Source organism: Nocardioides sp., from assembly GCA_037045645.1.
Taxonomy (GTDB): domain Bacteria; phylum Actinomycetota; class Actinomycetes; order Propionibacteriales; family Nocardioidaceae; genus Nocardioides.
On record JBAOIH010000003.1, the window covers coordinates 267,973 to 288,000 of the forward strand.

A 20,028-nucleotide genomic window follows, 5' to 3' on the forward strand; every position below is an offset into this window, starting at 1 on the left:
GTGTGTAACCGATGCATTGGTTACTAACCCCCAAAGTCACCGGCCAGCCGGTGACTCTCACGTCGCGAGCCGGTCTTGCAACTTGTTGCATAGGTGGGTCAGGATATCCCCATGGCCCTCGAACACGCGCTCCTTGTGGCGCTGCTCGAACAGCCGGCTTCGGGTCTCGACCTGACCAGGAGGTTCGAGCGGTCGATCGGGTTCTTCTGGTCGGCCAGCCACCAGCAGATCTATCGCACCCTGGCCCGGATGGAGGCCGCCGGGTGGGTCGTCTCCGAGACCGTCGAGCAGACCGGGCGACCGAACAAGAAGGTCAGTTCGGTGACGAATACCGGGCGTGACGTCCTGCGAGCTTGGCTCGCCACGACCCCCGATCCCGAACCGATCCGGTCGTCGCTGGTCGTCCAGATGCGCGGGGCGTCGTACGGCGACCGCGGCGAAGTCGCGCGATCCGTACGCACTCACCTGGTCGAGCACCAGCAAAGGCTGGCGATCTATGAGCAGTTCATGGCGCGCGACTACCCCTCGCCTGACGACCTGGTCGGGCAGGACCTCGACCACTACCTGGTCTTGCGCGGTGGCCTGATCACCGAACGCGGCTGGGTCGACTGGCTCACCGAATATCTGGCACGACACGAAGGACAGCAATGACCGAGCACCCGACGTACCCCCACCTCCTCTCCCCCGTCACCCTCGGCGACCTCACCCTGCGCAACCGCACCGTGATGGGCTCGATGCACACCGGGTTGGAGGACTACGTCTGGGACATCCCCAAGTTGGCGGAGTATTTCGCCGAGCGCGCCCGCGGCGAGGCGGGCCTGATCATCACGGGCGGGTACGCCCCCACCAAGCGCGGCTGGCTCAAGCCGTTCGCCTCCGAGATGACCTCGCGGTTGCAGGCGATGCGGCACCGCGACATCACCGGACCGGTGCACGAGGCCGGCGGGGCGATCGCGTTGCAGGTGCTGCACGCGGGTCGGTACGGATACCACCCGCTCAGCGTGTCCGCCAGCGCGATCAAGAGTCCGATCACCCCGTTCAAACCGAGCGCCTTGTCGACCAAGGCGGTCGATGACACGGCCACTGCATTCGCGAAATCGGTCGCGCTGGCCCAGAAGGCCGGCTATGACGCGGTCGAGATCATGGGCTCGGAGGGCTATCTGATCAACCAGTTCCTCGCCGCGCGCACCAATCACCGCGAGGACCAGTGGGGCGGCTCGGCGACGAACCGGATGCGCTTCCCGGTGGAGGTCGTACGCCGGGCACGCGAACTGGTCGGCGACGGCTTCCCGATCGTCTATCGGATCTCGCTGCTCGATCTCGTCGAGGACGGCCAGACCTGGGACGAGACGCTCGAACTCGCCGCGCTCCTGCAGGAGCAGGGCGTCACAGTCTTCAACACCGGCATCGGCTGGCACGAGGCGCGGGTGCCGACGATCATCACCCAGGTGCCCCAGGGTGCGTGGGTCTCGCTGACGGCGCGGCTGCGCTCGGTTGTCGATATCCCGGTGATCGCCTCGAACCGGATCAACTCACCCGAGTTGGCCGAGTCGATCCTGGCGAGCGGGCAGGCCGATCTGGTGTCGATGGCGCGGCCGTTCCTGGCCGATCCGGATTTCGTACGCAAGGCGCGCGCGGGCCGGGCCGACCAGATCAACACCTGCATCGCGTGCAACCAGGCGTGCCTGGATCACGTATTCGACAACAAGCGGGCCTCGTGCCTGGTGAACCCGCGGGCGTGTCATGAGACCGAGTTGGTGCTGCTGCCGCTGCCCGGCGTACGGGGTTTCGAGACGCCGACTGCGTCGGCTCCTCAACCAGCGGTGGGAGGGATCGCGGAAGCGGGTTTCGAGACGCCGACTGCGTCGGCTCCTCAACCAGCGGTCGGAGGGATCGCGGACGTTGGTTTCGAGACGCCGACTGCGTCGGCTCCTCAACCAGCGGTGGGAGGGATCGCGGAAGCGGGTTTCGAGACGCCGACTGCGTCGGCTCCTCAACCAGCGACGGGCGAAACCACGCCCACGATCGCGGTCGTCGGCGCGGGACCGGCCGGGCTCTCGGCGGCAGTCTCCGCCGCCGAGCGCGGCTTCGACGTCACGCTCTTCGAGGCCAGCAACGACATCGGCGGCCAGTTCCGGCTCGCGATGGCCGTGCCGGGCAAGGAGGACTTCAAGGAGACGTTGCGCTACTACGGCCGGATGCTGGAGGTGCACGGGGTGGACGTACGCCTCAACACCCGCGCGAGCGCCGCAGATCTGACGGCGTACGACGACGTCATCATCGCCACCGGCGTGACGCCACGGATCCCTGAGATCGACGGCATCGACCACCCGAGTGTGATGACCTACGCCGAACTTCTCAGCGGCGCGCGTACGCCCGGCAACCGCGTCGCCGTGATCGGTGCCGGCGGCATCGGCGTCGACGTCTCGGTCTGGCTCACCCATGAAGAAGAGTCGCTCGACGACTGGCTCGCGCACTGGGGCGTCGGTGACCCCGCGATCGACCGCGGCGGGCTGACCGCTCCCAAGCCACGATCCCCGAAGCGACAGGTCACGCTGATCCAGCGCAAGACCACCCCCATCGGGATCGCTCTGGGCAAGACGTCGGGCTGGGCGCACCGCGCGGTGTTGAAGCAGTCGGGCGTACGCCAGATCAACGGCGCGACCTATGACCGGATCGACGACGCCGGGCTCCATGTCACCATCGGCGGCGAATCCCACGTCATCGAGTGCGACACCGTCGTGCTGTGTGCGGGGCAGGAGTCCGTACGCGATCTCTACGACTCACTCGACGACACCGGCCGGTTCGTGCACCTCATCGGCGGCGCCGGCCTGGCCGCCGAACTCGACGCCAAGCGGGCGATCCGCCAGGGGACTGAACTGCACTGGGTTGGTTGGAGTCTCCATCGTTTGGAAACGAGGATGGACTCATGCCGAAGGACACCACCCCGGGGAAGCCGACCACACGTCGCTACAGCCCTGAGGAAAAGGCCGCTGCGGTGCGGATGGTCAGGACGCTGCGTGCCGAGCTGGGAACTGAGCACGGCACAGTGCAGCGGGTCGCAGCCCAGCTCGGGTACGGCACCGAGTCAGTTCGGTCCTGGGTGAAGCAGGCCGACATCGACGAGGGCCACGTGCCGGGTCTGAGCACGAGCGACGCGGCCAGGCTGAAGGCGCTGGAGCAGGAGAACCGGGAGCTCGAAGAGAGCCAACGAGATCTTGAAGAGGGCCGCCAGTTTCTTCGGGGCGGAGCTCGACCGCCAGTACAAGAAGTAGCCGCGTTCATCGACGCCAACCGTGACGACGTGGTCGCGGGCCGGCGTCTGGGGGTCGAGCTCATCTGCCACGTGCTGCAGGTGGCCCCGAGCAGCTACTACGAGTTCAAGAACCGCCAACCCTCGGCTCGCACGCAGCGCGACGAGGTGATGGGACCGGTAGTGCGGCAGCTGTGGGAGGACAACTTCCGGGTCTACGGCGCCCGGAAGATCTGGAAGGCCGCACGACGTGCTGGACATGACATCGGCCGTGACCAGGTCGCCCGCCTGATGCGCACCGCCGGCATCGAGGGGGTCCGGCGCACCAAGCGGGTCCGTACCACCAAGCCCGATCCGGGCATGCCGCGCCACCCGGACCTGGTCGGCCGCGACTTCACCGCCACGGCCCCGAACCAACTGTGGGTCACCGATCTGACATTCGTGCCGACTTGGGCCGCGGTGGCCTACGTCTGCTTCATCATCGACGCCTACTCCCGCACGATCGTGGGGTGGCGGGTCGCCTCGCACATGCGGACCACTATGGTCCTCGATGCCATCGAGATGGCCCGGTGGTCACGCGGGACCCAGCTCCCTGGCCTGCGGTGTCACTCGGATGCCGGCAGTCAATTCACCTCGATTCGCTACGGCGAGCGTCTGGCTGAGATCGGCGCGATGCCCTCGATCGGCACTGTCGGCGATTCGTACGATAACGCGCTGGCCGAGACCGTGAACGGCTATTACAAGGCCGAACTGGTCCGTGGCCCCGCGCGTGAGGGCCGCCCGTGGAAGACGGTCGAGGACCTCGAGCTCGCCACGCTGAGCTGGGTCCACTGGCACAACCACGACCGTCTGCACGGCTACCTCAACGACATCCCACCAGCAGAGTTCGAGGAGACGTTCTACGCTACGGAACGGACCGACCAGCCCTTGGTCGGAATCCAATAGCCCGAGCCTCCATCAGACCCAGTGCGGTTCAGACGGTGGTGGCGGCGGGGTTGTAGGCGAGACCTGGTTTCGAGACGCCCGCTGCGCGGGCTCCTCAACCAGCGGGGCGAGGGCTTGGTTTCGAGACGCCCGCTGCGCGGGCTCCTCAACCAGCGGGGGAGCGCGGGCTCCTCAACCAGCGGACAGTCGGCCAGCGGGAGTGGGGGTCGTACGCTCACGCAATGATCCGCGACTTCACCGATGCCGAGGCTCGGCGCGCGCTGGTGCTGAAGTGGGGGGCCTGTGAGCCCGACGTACTCCCGGCTTGGGTCGCCGAGATGGACTACGCGCTCGCGCCCTGTGTGCAGGAGTCGCTGGTCCAGGCGATCACCGAGGGCGTCACGGGCTATCCGGCATTCATGGACCCGGAGTTCGGCGGGGCGGGCGCGGCGCTCGGGGAGGCGTACGCGGGCTGGGCGCGGCGGCAGTTCGGCTTCGACGTCGACCCCGGCCACGTGCTGCCGGTCGCGGACGTGACGGCGGGCGTACGCCTGGCTCTCGACGTTTTCAGCGAGCAGGCGCCCGTGGTGTTCCCCTTGCCGGGCTACCCGCCGCAGCACGACATCGCCCAGATCACCGGCCGGGCGCGGGTCGACCTGATCCTCGATCCAGCTGCCGAGCGCGCAGAGTTCGACCTCGATGCGCTGGACCGCCTCTTTGCCGACGGTGCCCGCACGTTGCTGCTCACCCAGCCGCACAATCCGTGGGGTCGGGTGTTCACGCGCGCCGAACTCGAGGGCATCCGCGATGTGGTGCTGCGTCATGGCGCTCGGGTGATCTCCGATGAGATCCACGCACCGCTGACTCTGGGCGGCGCCAAGCACCTGTCGTACCTCCAGATCGAGGGAACCGACGACCACGCTGTGGTGGTGACCGCTGCGAGCAAGGCGTTCAACACCGCGGGGCTCAAGTGCGCGCAACTCGTGACGACCTCTCCGGCCGCGGCGCAGGCGCTGCGCGACGTACCCATGGCGCGCAACGACTCGTACTCCCCTCTCGGTGTGATCGCCGCGACCGCCGCCTTCACCGACGGCGACGAGTGGCTCGATGCGTTGCGCTCCAGGCTGACCTCGCAGCGCGATCTGCTCGCAGCACTGCTGGCCGAGCATCTGCCGCTCGCGCGGATGCGGCTGCCGGAGGCGACGTATCTGGCCTGGATCGACCTGCGGGCGTACGCCGACGAGCCGAGCGCACTGGGCCTGTCGAAAGGTCGTGTCTGGGTGCAGGACGGCCGGATGTTCCAGCGTGATCTGCCCGGACACGTACGCCTCAACTTCGCCACGTCGCCCGAGCGGCTGACAGAGATCGTGCGTCGGCTGGCGCGGGCCCTCGACGTACGTCCCTAGACTCGTCCGAATGAAGATCACCGTCGTCGGGCTGGGCTATGTCGGCCTCTCCATGGCCGTCCTGCTCGCCAAGCACCATGAGGTGGTCGGCCTCGATCTGGACGAGTCGCGCATCGCGCTGCTGCGGCAGGGCCAAAGTCCGATCGAAGACGTGGACATCTCGCGCTATCTGGCCGAGGAATCGCTGGACTTGCGCTTCACGACAACACCTGAGGAAGCGCACGGCGGCGCGGAGTTCGTGATCATCGCGACGCCGACCAACTACGACGAGACGACCGACTATTTCGACACGTCCACCGTCGAGGCGGTGATTGCGGACGTACGCCGGCTCGATCCCGGCGCGACCATGGTGATCAAGTCGACGATCCCGGTCGGATTCGTCGCCTCCTTGGACGCCGACGACGTGATCTTCTCGCCTGAGTTCCTGCGTGAGGGCAAGGCGCTGTGGGACAACCTGCATCCGACCCGGATCGTGGTGGGCGAGGATTCGGATCGGGGTCGGCTCTTCGCCTCCCTGCTGGTCGAGGGTGCGCTGGACGAGAACGTGCCCGTGCTGTTCACCGACCCGACCGAAGCCGAGGCGATCAAACTCTTCTCCAACACGTTCCTGGCGATGCGGGTGGCGTACTTCAACGAACTCGACTCGTTCGCGATCTCGCACGGCCTGAGCGCGCGTCAGATCATCGACGGCGTCGGGCTGGATCCGCGGATCGGGCGGCACTACAACAACCCGTCGTTTGGGTACGGCGGCTACTGCCTGCCCAAGGACACTCGGCAACTGCTGGCCAACTATGCCGATGTCCCGCAGAACCTGATGCATGCGATCGTCGAGGCCAACGCGACGCGCAAGGAGTTCGTGGCGCGCGACATCTTGTCCCGTACGCCCGCGGTGGTGGGGATCCACCGGCTGATCATGAAGACCGGATCGGACAACTTCCGAGACTCCTCGGTGCTCGGCGTGATCGCGCACCTGCAAGCCGCCGGGGTCGAGGTGATCGTGTGGGAGCCCGCTTTGCGCGACGCCTCGCTGGTGAGCGCCGAACTCGTGGCTGACCTGGCCGACTTCAAGGCTCGGGCTGACCTGATCGTGGCCAACCGGCCGACCGCCGATCTGGATGACGTACGCGAGAAGGTCTACACGCGCGACATCTTCGGGGCGGACTGAGCGGCTCGGGCTTGCGTCGGGGGGCCTCGGCTCGGCGTACTTCTTCGGACGGTCGTCCGACCCGGCCCGGATTTGCGCGCTGGTGGGGTGCTTGTTCGGACGGTCGTCCGACCCGGCCCGGGTGGGCGACGGGCGAGATGTGGTTTCGAGACGCTCGCTCACGCTCGCTCCTCAACCACCGGGCCTTCGGCTCGGCGTACCTCTTCGGACGGTCGTCCGACCCGGGCCGGATCTGCGCGCTGCTGGGGTGCTTGTTCGGACAACCGTCCGACCCGGCCCGGGTAGGCGACGGGTGGGCGACGGCCGAGATGTGGTTTTCGAGACGCTCGCTCACGCTCGCTCCTCAACCACCGGGGCCTTCGGCTCGGCGTACCTCTTCGGACGGTCGTCCGACCCGGCCCGGATTTGCGCGCTGCTGGGGTGCTTCTTCGGACAACCGTCCGACCCGGCCCGGGTAGGCGACGGGTGGGCGACGGGCGAGGATGTGGTTTCGAGACGCTCGCTCACGCTCGCTCCTCAACCACCGGGGCCTTCGGCTCAACCACCGGGGCTCTCGGCTCGGCGTACCTCTTCGGACGGTCGTCCGACCCGGGCCGGGTTTGCGCGCTGCTGGGGTGCTTGTTCGGACGGTCGTCCGACCCGGCCCGGGTGGGCGACGGGTAGGCGACGGGCGAGATGTGGTTTCGAGACGCTCGCTCCTCAACCACCGGTGTTGGCCGACGGGCGAGATGTGGTTTCGAGACGCTCGCTGACGCTCGCTCCTCAACCACCGGCGCGGGTGGGCCGACGGTCAAGAAGTCGACTCAGATCCGGTCCAGCGTCGCGTGTCGCAGGCTCAGGCAAAGCACGCCCCATGAAGAGCGGGATCCGCCGAGCCGGGCTCACCAGCACCAGCCCGAGAGTCTGCGCAAACCGTTCGCCGCCGATGGTGAATGTCATCGCGAACATGCCCGGGATCGCCGCATAGTTCAGCGCGTTGCCGATGATGAAGAACCGGTCGTCCCCCACGCCGGCCGCGCGACCGATGTAGGCGAACAACAGGATCTGGGTGATCGGTCCGAGCAGGATCGTCGGCACGAAGATCCAGGGGTTCATCCAGTTGAAGAGCGCCCGAAAGCTCATCAGGCCGCCGATGAAGAAGATCCGCAGATTGGTCATGTGCGGCTCACGTCAGCGAGAGGGTCGCGTTGCGGCGGGCAGAATCGATCAGCACCGAGCCCAACCACGAGGCGAGGAGGGCGTACGCGAGCCCGACGGCAAGACACATCGTCAGCGCGAACCACGGACTCTCCCCCGCCGCCGACGCGCGCATCCCCTCCACGCCCCACGTCGGCGCCAGCGCCCACGACAGCGGTTGCGCCCAGCCTGGCAGCAAGGTCAGCGGCACGACGAAGCCGCACAGCAGCCAGCCGGGATATTCCAACGCCGACCCGAGCGCCCACGCCGTGCGATAGCGCACCACGGTCACCGAGAGCAGGAACCCGAAGAGCGCAATGGTGAAGGTCGCCATCAGAATGCTCAGGATGAAGCCGGGCCAGTTCTGAATCTGCAGCGGCAGATCAAAGACCCACCAGTCCCACAGCATCACCGCGCCGACGCTGTACAGACCCATCGTCGCCATCGCGAAGGTCACCGGCAGCACCACGAAGGCGAACGGAGTCGGCGCCGCGACCAGCAACTCCAGGGTGCCTGCCCAGCGTTCGCGTTGTACGAGAGTCGCCGCCGTGGTGGTCTGCGAGGTCCAGATGCCCATCGCGGCGGCGCCGATCCCGGCGTACAACATCGCGTCCGGATCGTTGTGTACGCGATAGACCAGCAGCGCCGCGGTGGCGAACATCAGCGGGAAGAAGATCTGCAAGAAACCCTCGAAGGGCGAGAAGATCATCACCTTCAGCTGCAGGCGATAACAGACCCACAGTTGCCGCAGCCGACTCACGAGTCGGCACCCGAGGTGACGAGTTCGACGTAGGCATCTTCCAGCGTGGGTTCGCGGTGACTGACCCGCCCGACCCGCACGTCACCGAGCAGGCCCAGCACCTGCTGGGTGACTTCCGCGCCCGGCTCGCACGCGACGACCAGCACCTGCGACTGCCCGCGATCCTCGACCGCGACCGTGCGTACGCCCGCCACCAGCCGAGTCGCGTCGACGACCGAGGAAGGCGCACCGAACGTCTCGACCTCCAGCACACGCCCGGCACTCACCAGGCCCTTCAACTGCGCCGGGGTGCCCTCGGCCACGATCGAGCCGGAGCGGATCACCGCGATCCGGTCGCACAATTCGTCGGCTTCGAACATGTAGTGCGTGGTCAGCAGCACCGTCTTGCCCTGGTCACGCAGGCCCGAGATCGTGGCGCGCAACTCGCGAGCGCCGACCGGGTCGATCCCGATCGACGGCTCGTCGAGGAAGAACACGTCGGGGTCGTGCAACAGCCCGCGCGCGATGTGCAGCCGTTGCCGCATCCCGCGCGAATAGCCCTCGACCTTCTCGCCCTCGCGACCGGTGAGGCCGACGAGCTCGAGCAGTTCGCCGATGCGCTTCTTCTGATCACGCGGCGAGACGCCATAGAGCTCGGAGAAGTAGCGCAGGTTGTCCAGCCCGGTGAGGCGTTCGTAGAGACCACGATCACCACCGAAGACGTACCCGATCCGGCGCCGTACCTCGCGTACGTCCGTCACGACGTCGTGCCCCAACACGCTCGCGCCACCAGAGGTGGGCAGCAGCAGCGTGATCAGCATCTTGATCGTGGTGGTCTTGCCGGCGCCGTTGGGTCCGAGCAGCCCGAACAACTCCCCGGGCGCGATCTCGAAGCTCACACCACGCACGGCCTCGACAGTCTTGGTCGTACGCCGCCACATCTCGGTGCGGCTGGTGAACGTACGGCGCAATTCGCGGGCTTCGACGGCCATGTTCATGATGGATCCTCCGAGGGCAGATCTTGGGGGTCGATCTCCATCAGGCGACTCGGGGCGAACCCGGGCGTCGTCGATGTGGTGCGAGACGGGTCGAGCAGATAGTCCAGGTCGACCTGCCAGGTGTGCCCCGTCGGGTTGCGGCGCAGCACATAACCCAGCCCGTGGGTGCGATAGACGGTGCCACCGGCGGCGACGACGGCGGCGAGCAGTTGCGCGTCGACGAACTTGCGTACGGGCCGGAAACCGCCGACCGACAGCAGGGTGGAGCGATCGAGCATCATCGTCCCGCCCGCCACGAACGCGGCCGGAGTCTCGACCGCGTGCCCGCGCGAGACGGTCAGATCCGGCTCGGAGAGGTAGTGCACGTCCGCAGGCATTCCGACGATCTCGGCACCGGAATACAGCCGCGCGCGCAGCAGGTCGGCGATCGCGTCGGGCGAATACCAGTCGTCGTCGTCCATCTTCAGCAGCACCTCACCCGAGGCGCGGGTCACGGCCTGCTGCAGCACGTCCCCGAAGAGCGTCTCGGCGGGTTGCGGAGCGAGTACGAACGGCACCGACCCGAGCACCGCCGCGACCCGAGCCGGCGACACCTCGAAGCCGTGGGTCGCCAAGACGAGTTCGAGCGACACACCGCGCTGTCGCGCCACCTGCCGCAGCGCGAAGTCGAGCATCTCCTCACGCCGGGTCGCGAGCAGCACGCTGACGGTGGGTTCGGGAGCCAGTCGTACGCCGATCTGGCCCGCTACGCGACGACGCCAGGACCGCAGACCGTACGCATCCAAAGCCGCCCGTCGCAGCTCCAGCGAATGCTCCTCGCGGGCGAGCGGATCGGACAGATCGACCGGGCGTGTGACCAAACCCGACACCGCATCCAGGGCCGGATCCAGCGGGCCGGGCGACACCAGCGGCACCCCTGCCATCGCCAGCCCGGCGACCGTCTCGACAGCCGTCGACGCGTCCACCCGCACTCCGCGGGCACTGCGCAACGACGCGACGAGAGCGTCCCCGAGGTCGGCGTCCACCGGTAGGGAGATCACGTCTTCGGTGGACTCGCGTACGAAACCGCACGGGTTGAGCACCCGCTCGTCAAGCGCAGGGCCCGGCAAAGGCGCGACCACCGCTCGCCGGGTGATGTCGCCCGCCGGGGCGGGCGTGCCGAGGTCGGGTGGTACGTCAGCCGACGTGCCCGAGCCCTCGACCCATAGTCCCTCGTTGCCGGTGTCGTCTCGCCAGACCGCCTGGCGGGCCAGTTCGGTGACGAGGGCGGCGACGGGCACCGGCTTGGCGAAGCGCGCGACCAGCAGCCAGGCGCCGCCGACCCGACGGCCACGCAGTCGTTCGAGGGCGGGCCATTCCGCGCGCGGTCGGAGCAGGATCGAGGCGCCTGACTCGACCCGAATCGCGAAGACCCGGGCCTTGCCACCGTCGACCGCGAGGGTGCGCAGGTCGAGCAGGTCACGCACCGACGCCGTCCACGACTGCGGCTCGGCGGCGATGTCGGCCAGTGGGTCGCTCACCGGCCCGACCCAGTCCGGCCGGATCCAGTCCGGCCCAACCCTGCGCGCCGTAACACCCGCCCTGCCAGGGACCGCACACGCCGCAGCACCGTGGGTTCGGGATCGTCCACCACAACATCGGGCGCCGCCGGCGCACTCGCGGGCTTGCGACCGCGCGCCACCTCCACCGGGTCCTGCGGCGGACCGGCTCGACCGGGCAGCCGGCGTACGTAGGTCTCGACGGTCGGCACGAAGCCCAACTCGGCCCCTTCCACCCACCAGGAGCCGAACAGTTCGTCGATCACGTCGTCGAGCGACTCGCCCGGCTCCGCCACCCGGCGCGCGCGCGAGACGGCGGCCGTACGTTCGAGACGGGCCACCAACCCGTCGGGCAGCAGCGCCGACCGGACGCCGTGATGGGTCAGCTCCAGGTCGCGGATCAGTCGATTGAGGGTGCCCGGATCCGGCGCGTACTCCGTCGACGTCAGCGTCAACCGCACCATCGCGGGCGAGCGACCGGGCGGCAGTGACTCCACGAAATGCACGCGCGGGTCGGGCGTGAACATGTCGTGCGCCGCGCGCAGCGAACGCAACGGCTCGTCGAGGACGCGTACGCGCTCGTCGGTCAAGGTCGACCACGGACCGATCAGCGTCACGATCAGATCCGGGACGGTCGAGGCGAGCACGGCCTCGACGGTGCCGATGAAGTGCCGGTGCGAGGCGGGGGCGTCGAGCAGGCCCGCGGTGTCGATCACGACCTCGGCGTAGGGCACCAGATACGTACGCCCCTGGCTGGCGCGCTTGACCCGGCCGTCGGGGATGCGGTGCGCCAGGTGCGGCAGGTTGTAGTCGTTGACGTCGTCCTGGCGGCGCATTACCTGGGTATTGCCCAGGTGCCACGACACCGCCTGCCGGTCGGGGATGAACACGGCGCCACATTCGGAGAGCCGATAACCCAACTCGGAGTCCTCACCCAGCCGCAGGGAGGTATCCATCCCGCCTGCCTCGAAATACAGCGATCGCAGCAGCGACGCCGACGCCCCCACGTGCGCGCGATGGGCGCGTGGGCCGGAGAGCCGCAGGTCCTCGGATTGGCCGTACAGCGACTCGACCCAGTCGTGCGGCAGCCGCTCCTGGCCCGCGAATAGCGTCCCGACCTCACCACGAGCCACGATCTCGCGTACCTGCTCGGGCGACACCCCGGACAACGGGGCCGGATCGACGAACCACTTCTGACCCAAGACGACGGCGTGGTCCAGGAGGTCGTGCCAGCGGGCCTGCCGAGCCACCTCGTCGGCTTCGGCGAGCATGTCGGAGTCGAGCCAGTGGAGGATGTCGCCGTCGGCAGCCTCCGCGCCGGTGTGGCAGGCGGCAGCACGTCCCCAACCGGACGCCGTACGCAACAGCCGGGTCCGTTCGGGTCGCAACTCGGGCAGCGTGATCGGGCTCGGCGAATCGTCGACCACGAGCACTTCGAGCAGGTGCGCGGGATAGGTCTGCGCGGCCAGCCCGGCCAAGACGTACGGCAACGTGTCGGCGCAGTCGTAGGCCGGGATCACCACCGACACCGACTTGGTCGGCTCCCACTCGTCGAAGGCGGGCAGGATCAGGGTGCCCCAGTCGTTGTGGCGTACGCGTTGCTGGCTCATCGCGCGTCCTCACTGAGCCACCCCAGCGGCGCGAAGCCGCGCCATTGAGCGGCGACGCGCGTGGAGTTGAGGAAATACGCCAGGTCGGGGTTCCAGGTGTGTCCGTCCGAGGTGCGGCGCAGCAGGTAGCCCAGCCCCTGGGTGCGATAGATCGTGCCACCGGCACGGCGTACGGCCCCCAGCAACTGCGCGTCGGCGAACCGCGCGACCGAGCGCCAGCCGCCCAGCGAGAGCAGGTCGGCACGGCCGATCATCATCGTGCCGCCCGCCACCACGGAGCCGAAGACCTCGGTCGGCCCCGGCCGCCGCACGGTGATCCCGAGCGGTTCGAGATAGACGAACTCGGCGGGCATGCCGACAAGTGTGGCGTCCGAGTAGCGGCGCGCCCACAACAGGTCGGTGATCACGTCCGGGCCGTACCAGTCGTCGTCGTCGAACTTCACTACGACATCGCCCGACGCAGCCAACGTCGCCTGCTGCAGCGCGTCACCGAAGAGGGTGTCGCCGTCGAGACAGAGCACGGTCGCGGGGCGATCACCGAGCGCATGGCGTACGACCTGGGCATCCGGCGCGAAGCCGTGCCCGGCCACGACCACCTCAGCAGGGGCCTGCTTGGCAATCTGCGCCAAGGCGAAGGGCAGCATCTCCGGTCGGCGCGTGGTCAGCACGATCGACACGGTGGGGAGTCCGGTCGTACGCATCCCTTCACCGGCCGCGTCCACCCGCCACGCCAACGTGGACCGACTGCGCAGCGCCTCGCGGCGGGTGGCCAGGCTGTCCTCCTCGCGGATCAGTGGATCGCGCCAGCGCGCAGGCGGCTCGCCCACACACACGGGGACTCCGGCCATCGCGAGCGCCGCCGCGTCGGCTTCGGCTTGGCGCAGGCTCGCGGGGATGCGTACGACCCACGCGTCGCGCAGGGCGCGGATGGTGTGAGGGGTCACCGGACCGGGCGGCAGATCGACCACGTCACGAGTCCAGTCGCGCCGGAAGCCGATCGGGTTGAAGACGCCTTCGTCGACAGGTGGCGGCATCGGGGCTCTAACTGCCGCGCGCCCGGTGACCTCGTTGGGCTGACTCGCTGCGTTGTCACTCAAGACCAGGTCGGGTGGCACCTTCGCGTCGTCGTCCACCTCGGTAGCCACGACGAGACCAGCGTGGTCGAGGGTGGTGGTCCCGGCAGTTCGCGCCAGAGTGCGTACGACCTCGCTCGCGTCCACGGGACCGGCGAACCCCAGAGTCGTGATCGCCCCGCCGTCGCGGGTGCGATGGGTGTCGAAGGCCCGCAACGGCGGCCACCCCGGCAATACCTCGGGCACGACCGGGGCGTCGGCAGAAGCGATCCAAAGGCTGAGGTTGCGCACCCGTGCCAACTCGGGCAGCAACCCCGGCGTCCGGGCCTGGGAACGCAGCGTCGCGATGTCGGGCACGGCGAGTACGACGGCGCGAGCGCCCTCGGGGTTCGTGGTGACTTCGCCGACCAAGTCGGGGCACTCCAGCGCGACCAACGCGACCGGCCCCTTCGTACGCTCCAACAGCCCGCGCAGCGATGCGGGGACCCTGGCGTCGACCGCTGCGCTCGTCACCGATCCTCCTCGCTCAGGCGGCGATATCGTAGGTATCGTGCCGCATCCCGGGCCGGACTCCGCCGCCTCCATCACAGCAGCGGCCGAGACCGTCGCCACAAGTCCGATCTTCGACCATGAGTGGGTCTCGGCGCAGACCGGACACGCGTACGCCGACCGTCTGGCCGCCGCCCGCGACTATGTCAGCCGGGCAGCCACCGAGGATCTGAGTCCGCACCCGCTCTTCGAACCGACCTGGGTCTACCCCGGTGGGCGCTGGCGCGACAAGGCGCCTGACCCGCTGTCCTTCTATCTGAGTCGGCCCGAACGCACCCGCGGCACGCACCCCCTCCTGGGCACGATCAGCGCGCAGTGGTGGGAGTCGTTGACCGACCAGACCGAGTTGCCCTGGCGCTTCGGGGACAAGGTGACGTTGGCCGACGTACGCCATGCCGTCGCCCACGGGCGACCGGTGGACGCCCCCGACGTCTCCCTGGTCCTTCCGCACCGCGACTTCGCGCGGCTCCTGCCCTGGCTGCGCCAGGCGTACCGAATTTCTGCGACCGTCGAGATCCTGGTGATGACCGACGATCCTGTGCTGGCAAGGTTGGCGAGAGGGACCGGTGCGGCGATCCCCGGCGTACGCATTGTCGACTCGCTCGCCGCCGCCAGTGCCGCGATCACCGTGCTGGTCGAGCCCGACGTCGAGACACCGCTGTGGCCTTGGCTGGACCTGTTGTTGCCCAAGGTCGGGCCGACCACGTCGACGACCGCCCTGCTGCTGACCCCGGCCGGGGATGTGGTCGCCGCGGGGGCCGTCCTGCACAGCCAGGCCGAACTCAACGCTCAGTCCGGCCCAACTCAACGGGCGGTGCGGGCCAACTCGACCTGGGGGCCGCTGCTCGCCGGCACCACCCCCGACGACGTGGCACGGATGGCCCACCTGCCGGTCGAGGCCGCCTGGCCGGGAGTCGTCGCGGTCGACACCGCCGCGGCGCGCCGGGCGGGGCTGGACACCGAGGTGTCCACCGGAGGGCAGATCAGCGAGCTCACCGCCGCGATCGGGCAGACGTACGTGGTCCCGGAGGCCCGCGCGACGGTGCCCGACCCGCGCTCTCGGGTGCCTGGAAGCCACCAGTTGGCCACCACGCACCCGCTAAGCCTCCTGGCCGCCGCCGGTTTCGAATCGCCGGGGCACCCGCTGCGCATCCGCGAGGGTCTCCCCGCCCGGCGCTGGGCCCTCGATATCGCCGCGCCAGCGGCCCCACGCGGTCGGCGCTGGGGGGACGACGTCTTCGCGCGCTCGCTCAAAGACGCGCTCGAACGCGCCGGCCAGTGGGTGAGCATCGATCACCCCGAGACCCGCGCCCGGGCCTCGCGCGACCTCGACGACATCGTGCTGGTGATCCGCGGTCTCGAAGCCGTCCCGGTCGCGCCGCGCGACAACCAGGTGCACGCGCTGTGGGTGATCAGTCACCCGGCCGACGTCACCGCCGAGGAGTGCCGACCGTACGACCGCCGGTTCGCCGCCGGTCCCGCCTGGGCTCGCGACCGGACGAGCAGGTGGCGGCTGCCGATCGAGCCGCTGCTGCAGTGCACCGATCCACGACTCTTCTATCCCGGAGTGGGCCAGCCCGACACCGGCCCGGAGTTCCTGTTCGTGGGCAACTCGCGCGCCACGATGCGCGATTCCGTACGCCTGGCGCGCGAGTTGGACCTGCCCCTCACGGTGTACGGCGACGGATGGTCCGACCTGTTGCCGCCCGGCGCGGTCAGCGGCGTCCACGTGCCCGCCGACCGACTCGGCGCTGCGTACGCCCGAGCCGGTGCCGTCCTCAACGACCACTGGCCCGACATGCGCGAGCTCGGGTTCGTCTCCAACCGCACCTTCGACGTCCTCGCTGCCGCCGGCCGCCTGATCTGCGACGACGTGGCCGGGCTGCACGAACTCTTCGGCGACACGATCGCAGTCTGGCGTGACGCGGACGACTTCGCGCGGATCACCAGCGGCGACTGGCGCGCACGGTTCGGCACCGACGAGCAGCGACGGACCCTGGCCCACCGGGTGATCACCGAGCACTCCTTCGACGCCCGGGCCCGCCAACTGATCGACGCACTCGTGCCCCTCACGACCGCGATCCCAGCCGTCCGGCCGTAGACTCCCCGCCATGTCGCAAGCCTCCCTCACCCGCTCGTCGGACGCCGTCCACGAGCTGACGCTGCCGCCCGTGCGGTTGCGGATGGGAGGCGCGCACTTTCGCCAGGATGCCGACTTCGTCGATGCTGCGATCCGCGACGTCGCCGTGCTGCAGCGGTACGCCGGACTCGACCGCAACTCCAGCCTGCTCGACTGGGGCTGCGGGGCCGGGCGGCTCGCCGTCGGAGTCAAACAGGCACTCGGCCACGTCCGCGACTACCACGGTGTCGACGTGCAGCCGACCCTGGTGGAGTGGGCCCAAACCAACCTCACCGACCGGCACACCCGCTTCTCCCTGGTCGACCAACGCAACGAGCGCTACAACCCCGACGGTGAGGCGACGTTCGCGATCCCGGCCGAGGACGGCACGGTCGACGTGCTGTACGCGTACTCGGTCTTCTCGCACATGCTCGAAGCCGACGTCGCGGGATACTCCGCCACGATCGCGCGCATCCTGGCGCCCGGAGGTCGCGCCGTGATGACCGCCTTCGTCGAGGACGGCGTCTCCCCGTGTGAGGAGAACCCGGTCGGCTACGGACCCTTCGACTGGAAGGGACGGCTGCACTGCGTGCGCTTCGAACGCGGCCACTTCGAGCGGGTGCTGTGGCAGGCCGGGCTCGCGGTCGACGAGTTCGCGTACGGCCGCGAGACCGACGGTCAGTCGCTGTATTCACTGCGCCGACGCGACGGCGCGGGTCGCTGAGATGCAGTCGCGAGCAGACGACCTCGGCTACGTCTTCGTGGTGACGTACGGCCGGTCCGGCTCGACGCTGGTCCAAGGTCTGCTGAACTCCATCCCGGGCTACCTCGTCCGCGGGGAGAACAACGGCGCGCTGTATCACCTGTTTCGCTACCACCAGACACTGGTCGACGAGAGTCAGCGCGGCGTGCCCGAGCGCCGCCGCAAGGGCACGCACCCGTTCTTCGGCATCTCCGACTTCGCCGTCGAGCAGTCGGTGCGCGATTGTCGCCGCCTGTTCGTCGACACCGTGTTGCGGCCCGACGCGGACACCCGCGTCACCGGATTCAAGGAGATCCGGTGGTACCAGCCCGACCTCCTGGACTACGTGGCCTGGATGCAAGAAGTCTTTCCCGGCGCCCGATTCGTGGTCAACACCCGCAACCATGCGGACGTACTCAAGAGCAAGTGGTGGGCCAAGAAGGACAACACCGCCTACCTGCGCCAGATCGAGGACGGCATCCTCGAGGCGCAGGTCCGACTGGGCGAGGCGGCCTATCGCGTGCACTACGACGACTACGTCGCCGACCCCTCATCCCTCGAAGGCCTCTTCGACTGGCTCGGCGAGCCTTTCGACCTTGCTAGGGTCCAGGCGACACTCGGGCAGCGACACTCGGTTTGAGCCCTGCGTCGTGAGATCGGACGCGTTTGAGCACCGGCCCGAATGGAGAACCAGACCTCACGACTCTGCATCACACTCCCCGGGAACCGTTCCCGTTCGACCACGTCACCCGCAATCGCACCAGCAACAGCACCACGCAACAGAGAGGCAACTCCCTTGTCCCATCGTCGATCGAACGCACCGAAGGCGCTGACCGGCCTGATCGCCGGCGTCGCCGCCCTCGCGCTTGCCAGCGGAGCCACCAGCGCCACCGCAGCCAACGAGTCCGCCTCCACCCAGAATCAGTCGGTCGAGCGCCGTGCCGAGACCGCTGCCCTGACGGTGCTGCCCGGCATCGCCCAGCCCGGCAAGGGCAAGGCGTCGGCCAACAAGGCCAAGTTCGTCGCCTCCGCGCGTACGAGCCCCGCTTCCAAGAAGGGCCGGGCCGCCACCCTGGAGCGTTTTGACGGCACCAACTGGGTCGCCGTCTCCAAGACCAAGGTCAACCGCTCCCGCGCGGCCGAGTTCACCCTCAAGCCCAGCCTGTCGGGCAGCCAGGTCCGCGTGACCTTCGCCGGTGGCGTCAGCAGCGCCCCCGTTACCGCCGGCGCCTGGGGCGCCGCGGACTTCTCCGACGAGTTCAACGGTCGCAAGTTGGGCTCCTCGTGGATGCACCGCGGCACCACCTACAACCCCCAGGGTCTGCGCCGTTGCTCCAAGGGCTCGCCGAAGGCCGCCAAGGTCCGCAAGGGCACGGTGCAGTTGAAGGTCATCGTCGACAAGAAGAAGGCCAAGAAGACGTGCGTGGCCAAGCGTGGCGACGGCTCGAAGATCGGAAAGTTCAAGTACCGCCTCAACGGCCACATCTCCACGATGGGCAAGGTCGACCTGCGCTACGGCGTGGTCGCGGCGCGGATGAAGTTCCAGAAGCGTCAGGGTCAGCACGCGTCGTTCTGGCTGCAGCCCTACCACCTCGACAAGGACGCAGCCTCCGCGCACACCGGTGGCGCCGAGATCGACGTGATCGAGTGGTTCGGACAGGGCGGGACGGGCGGTGGCCTTACCTCCTTCATCTACGCCCCCAACGGCAAGGGTGAACTCGACAAGATCGGCGGCTTCTTGAAGAAGCCCAACCAGTACCTGGCCAACAAGAAGGACTCGTGGTGGGGCCGCTACCACGTGTTCTCGGTCGAGTGGACGCCGTCGGCGTACGTGTTCCGCATCGACGGCCGCGAGACCTACCGCACCACCAAGGGTGTCTCGGGCGTACGCCAGTTCATCATCTTGAGCCTGCTGTCGTCCGACTACGAGCTCAAGAAGCTCGGCGGGGAGAAGAACCTGCCGCAGGAGTTCGACGTCGACTGGGTGCGTGTCTGGCAGGACAAGACCCAGGGCTGACGCCCGCGCACTAGGGTGATCCGGTGCGCCGGACCACCAAGGGCAACTCCCACAGCCCCCCCGCGCCCACGCCGGCCGGTCCCGATCCAGGGGCCGCCGAAGGGCCGGGGGGGTTGTTGCGTGCCCAGGTCCAGGCCCTGCTGCGTTCTGGCCTGTTCGACCCGGCCTTCTACGCCGCCGCGGCCGGTGAGGTGTTCCCCGACCGCCGCGCCGCTGCCCGCGCACTGCTCACGACGGGCATGACCGCGGGTCTGCCTCCGACCCCGCTGTTGAGCCTGGGCTCGCTGCCCAAACCGATGGACAAGGCGTGGCGGCGCGGCCAGTTCCGCAAGGTGCTGGAGTTCTTGTCCGCACCCGAGCAGGCCGAGTTCGTCACCGGCCCACTCTTCGACTCCGGTCGCTACCTGCGTACGCTCCCGGCGGGCACCGACCTGGAGGGCCTGAGCCCCCTGGGCCATTTCCTCACCCACGCCACACCGGACACGCCCCTGCCGCTCCCCGGTGCTGATCGCGATCGGGTGCTCACCCTCGGGGACGCACGCGAGGCCCTGATCGACCACGCGGGCCTGGTCGTCGCACAGGAGCACGATGCGATCGGGCGAGATCTGTCCTATCAGGATGCCGCCCCGTTGCCGCTCGACGAGCCCGTCCGCCTCTGGTCGGCCGGCCCGGGCGGACCCCTGGTCTCGATCATCACGCCGTGGCGCGACCAGCACTTC

General features: G+C 68.7%; 16 protein-coding genes. 10 read left to right on the forward strand and 6 right to left on the reverse strand.

Annotated elements, in window-relative coordinates; genetic code table 11:
- The first annotated feature begins 111 nt into the window (after positions 1-111).
- The 5 genes from V9G04_13105 (at position 112) to V9G04_13125 (ending at position 6,748) form a co-directional block, all read left to right on the forward strand.
- Positions 112-651: a PadR family transcriptional regulator gene (locus V9G04_13105; protein ID MEI2714192.1), complete on the forward strand. Its 540-nt coding sequence runs from the start codon at positions 112-114 to the stop codon at positions 649-651.
- A complete protein-coding gene (locus V9G04_13110) occupies positions 648-3,107 on the forward strand; it encodes an FAD-dependent oxidoreductase (GenBank protein ID MEI2714193.1) in 2,460 nt (819 codons plus the stop codon). Before V9G04_13105 ends, V9G04_13110 begins: the two co-directional genes overlap by 4 nt.
- Complete coding sequence (locus tag V9G04_13115) at positions 3,005-4,198, forward strand: IS3 family transposase (protein MEI2714194.1); 1,194 nt, start codon at positions 3,005-3,007, stop codon at positions 4,196-4,198. Before V9G04_13110 ends, V9G04_13115 begins: the two co-directional genes overlap by 103 nt.
- 221 nt (positions 4,199-4,419) lie before the next feature.
- Complete coding sequence (locus V9G04_13120; protein MEI2714195.1) at positions 4,420-5,583, forward strand: aminotransferase class I/II-fold pyridoxal phosphate-dependent enzyme; 1,164 nt, start codon at positions 4,420-4,422, stop codon at positions 5,581-5,583.
- A gap of 10 nt (positions 5,584-5,593) precedes the next feature.
- Positions 5,594-6,748: a nucleotide sugar dehydrogenase gene (locus tag V9G04_13125; protein ID MEI2714196.1), complete on the forward strand. Its 1,155-nt coding sequence runs from the start codon at positions 5,594-5,596 to the stop codon at positions 6,746-6,748.
- A gap of 762 nt (positions 6,749-7,510) precedes the next feature.
- Here the strand turns inward: V9G04_13125 and V9G04_13130 are convergent.
- From V9G04_13130 to V9G04_13155, 6 genes are read right to left on the reverse strand one after another with little or no spacing between them, the layout of a single operon-like run.
- Positions 7,511-7,906: a hypothetical protein gene (locus V9G04_13130; protein ID MEI2714197.1), complete on the reverse strand. Its 396-nt coding sequence runs from the start codon at positions 7,904-7,906 to the stop codon at positions 7,511-7,513.
- 7 nt (positions 7,907-7,913) lie between these two features.
- On the reverse strand, positions 7,914-8,684 hold the full coding sequence (locus V9G04_13135) for an ABC transporter permease (GenBank protein ID MEI2714198.1): 771 nt from the start codon (positions 8,682-8,684) through the stop codon (positions 7,914-7,916).
- Positions 8,681-9,661, reverse strand: a complete 981-nt coding sequence (locus tag V9G04_13140) for an ABC transporter ATP-binding protein (GenBank protein MEI2714199.1) — start codon at positions 9,659-9,661, stop codon at positions 8,681-8,683. Before V9G04_13140 ends, V9G04_13135 begins: the two co-directional genes overlap by 4 nt.
- Positions 9,658-11,181: a glycosyltransferase family A protein gene (locus tag V9G04_13145; protein MEI2714200.1), complete on the reverse strand. Its 1,524-nt coding sequence runs from the start codon at positions 11,179-11,181 to the stop codon at positions 9,658-9,660. The genes V9G04_13140 and V9G04_13145 overlap by 4 nt, the downstream gene beginning before the upstream one ends.
- A complete protein-coding gene (locus V9G04_13150; GenBank protein MEI2714201.1) occupies positions 11,178-12,809 on the reverse strand; it encodes a glycosyltransferase family 2 protein in 1,632 nt (543 codons plus the stop codon). The genes V9G04_13145 and V9G04_13150 overlap by 4 nt, the downstream gene beginning before the upstream one ends.
- A complete protein-coding gene (locus V9G04_13155; GenBank protein MEI2714202.1) occupies positions 12,806-14,395 on the reverse strand; it encodes a hypothetical protein in 1,590 nt (529 codons plus the stop codon). Before V9G04_13155 ends, V9G04_13150 begins: the two co-directional genes overlap by 4 nt.
- A 37-nt stretch (positions 14,396-14,432) precedes the next feature.
- Here V9G04_13155 and V9G04_13160 point away from each other — a divergent pair, with 37 nt between their 5' ends.
- From V9G04_13160 to V9G04_13180, 5 genes are all read left to right on the forward strand, one after another.
- Positions 14,433-16,532, forward strand: a complete 2,100-nt coding sequence (locus tag V9G04_13160) for a glycosyltransferase (GenBank protein ID MEI2714203.1) — start codon at positions 14,433-14,435, stop codon at positions 16,530-16,532.
- 10 nt (positions 16,533-16,542) lie between these two features.
- A complete protein-coding gene (locus V9G04_13165) occupies positions 16,543-17,274 on the forward strand; it encodes a class I SAM-dependent methyltransferase (protein MEI2714204.1) in 732 nt (243 codons plus the stop codon).
- Position 17,275: 1 nt separating this feature from the next.
- The gene (locus tag V9G04_13170; protein ID MEI2714205.1) at positions 17,276-17,932 is read left to right on the forward strand and encodes a sulfotransferase; all 657 of its coding nucleotides are present in this window, start codon (positions 17,276-17,278) and stop codon (positions 17,930-17,932) included.
- 156 nt (positions 17,933-18,088) lie between these two features.
- Positions 18,089-19,309 (forward strand): glycoside hydrolase family 16 protein, encoded by a 1,221-nt coding sequence (locus V9G04_13175; protein MEI2714206.1) that lies wholly within the window; start codon positions 18,089-18,091, stop codon positions 19,307-19,309.
- Between the two features lie 23 nt (positions 19,310-19,332).
- Positions 19,333-20,028: hypothetical protein (locus tag V9G04_13180; GenBank protein ID MEI2714207.1), on the forward strand; the 696-nt coding region annotated here is incomplete at its 3' end.

Coding starts and splice junctions, on each gene's coding strand:
- V9G04_13105 (MEI2714192.1), top strand. CDS start 112: ATGGCCCTCGAACACGCGCTCCTTGTGGCGCTGCTCGAACAGCCGGCT.
- V9G04_13110 (MEI2714193.1), top strand. CDS start 648: ATGACCGAGCACCCGACGTACCCCCACCTCCTCTCCCCCGTCACCCTC.
- V9G04_13115 (MEI2714194.1), top strand. CDS start 3,005: ATGGTCAGGACGCTGCGTGCCGAGCTGGGAACTGAGCACGGCACAGTG.
- V9G04_13120 (MEI2714195.1), top strand. CDS start 4,420: ATGATCCGCGACTTCACCGATGCCGAGGCTCGGCGCGCGCTGGTGCTG.
- V9G04_13125 (MEI2714196.1), top strand. CDS start 5,594: ATGAAGATCACCGTCGTCGGGCTGGGCTATGTCGGCCTCTCCATGGCC.
- V9G04_13130 (MEI2714197.1), bottom strand. CDS start 7,906: ATGACCAATCTGCGGATCTTCTTCATCGGCGGCCTGATGAGCTTTCGG.
- V9G04_13140 (MEI2714199.1), bottom strand. CDS start 9,661: ATGAACATGGCCGTCGAAGCCCGCGAATTGCGCCGTACGTTCACCAGC.
- V9G04_13150 (MEI2714201.1), bottom strand. CDS start 12,809: ATGAGCCAGCAACGCGTACGCCACAACGACTGGGGCACCCTGATCCTG.
- V9G04_13165 (MEI2714204.1), top strand. CDS start 16,543: ATGTCGCAAGCCTCCCTCACCCGCTCGTCGGACGCCGTCCACGAGCTG.
- V9G04_13170 (MEI2714205.1), top strand. CDS start 17,276: ATGCAGTCGCGAGCAGACGACCTCGGCTACGTCTTCGTGGTGACGTAC.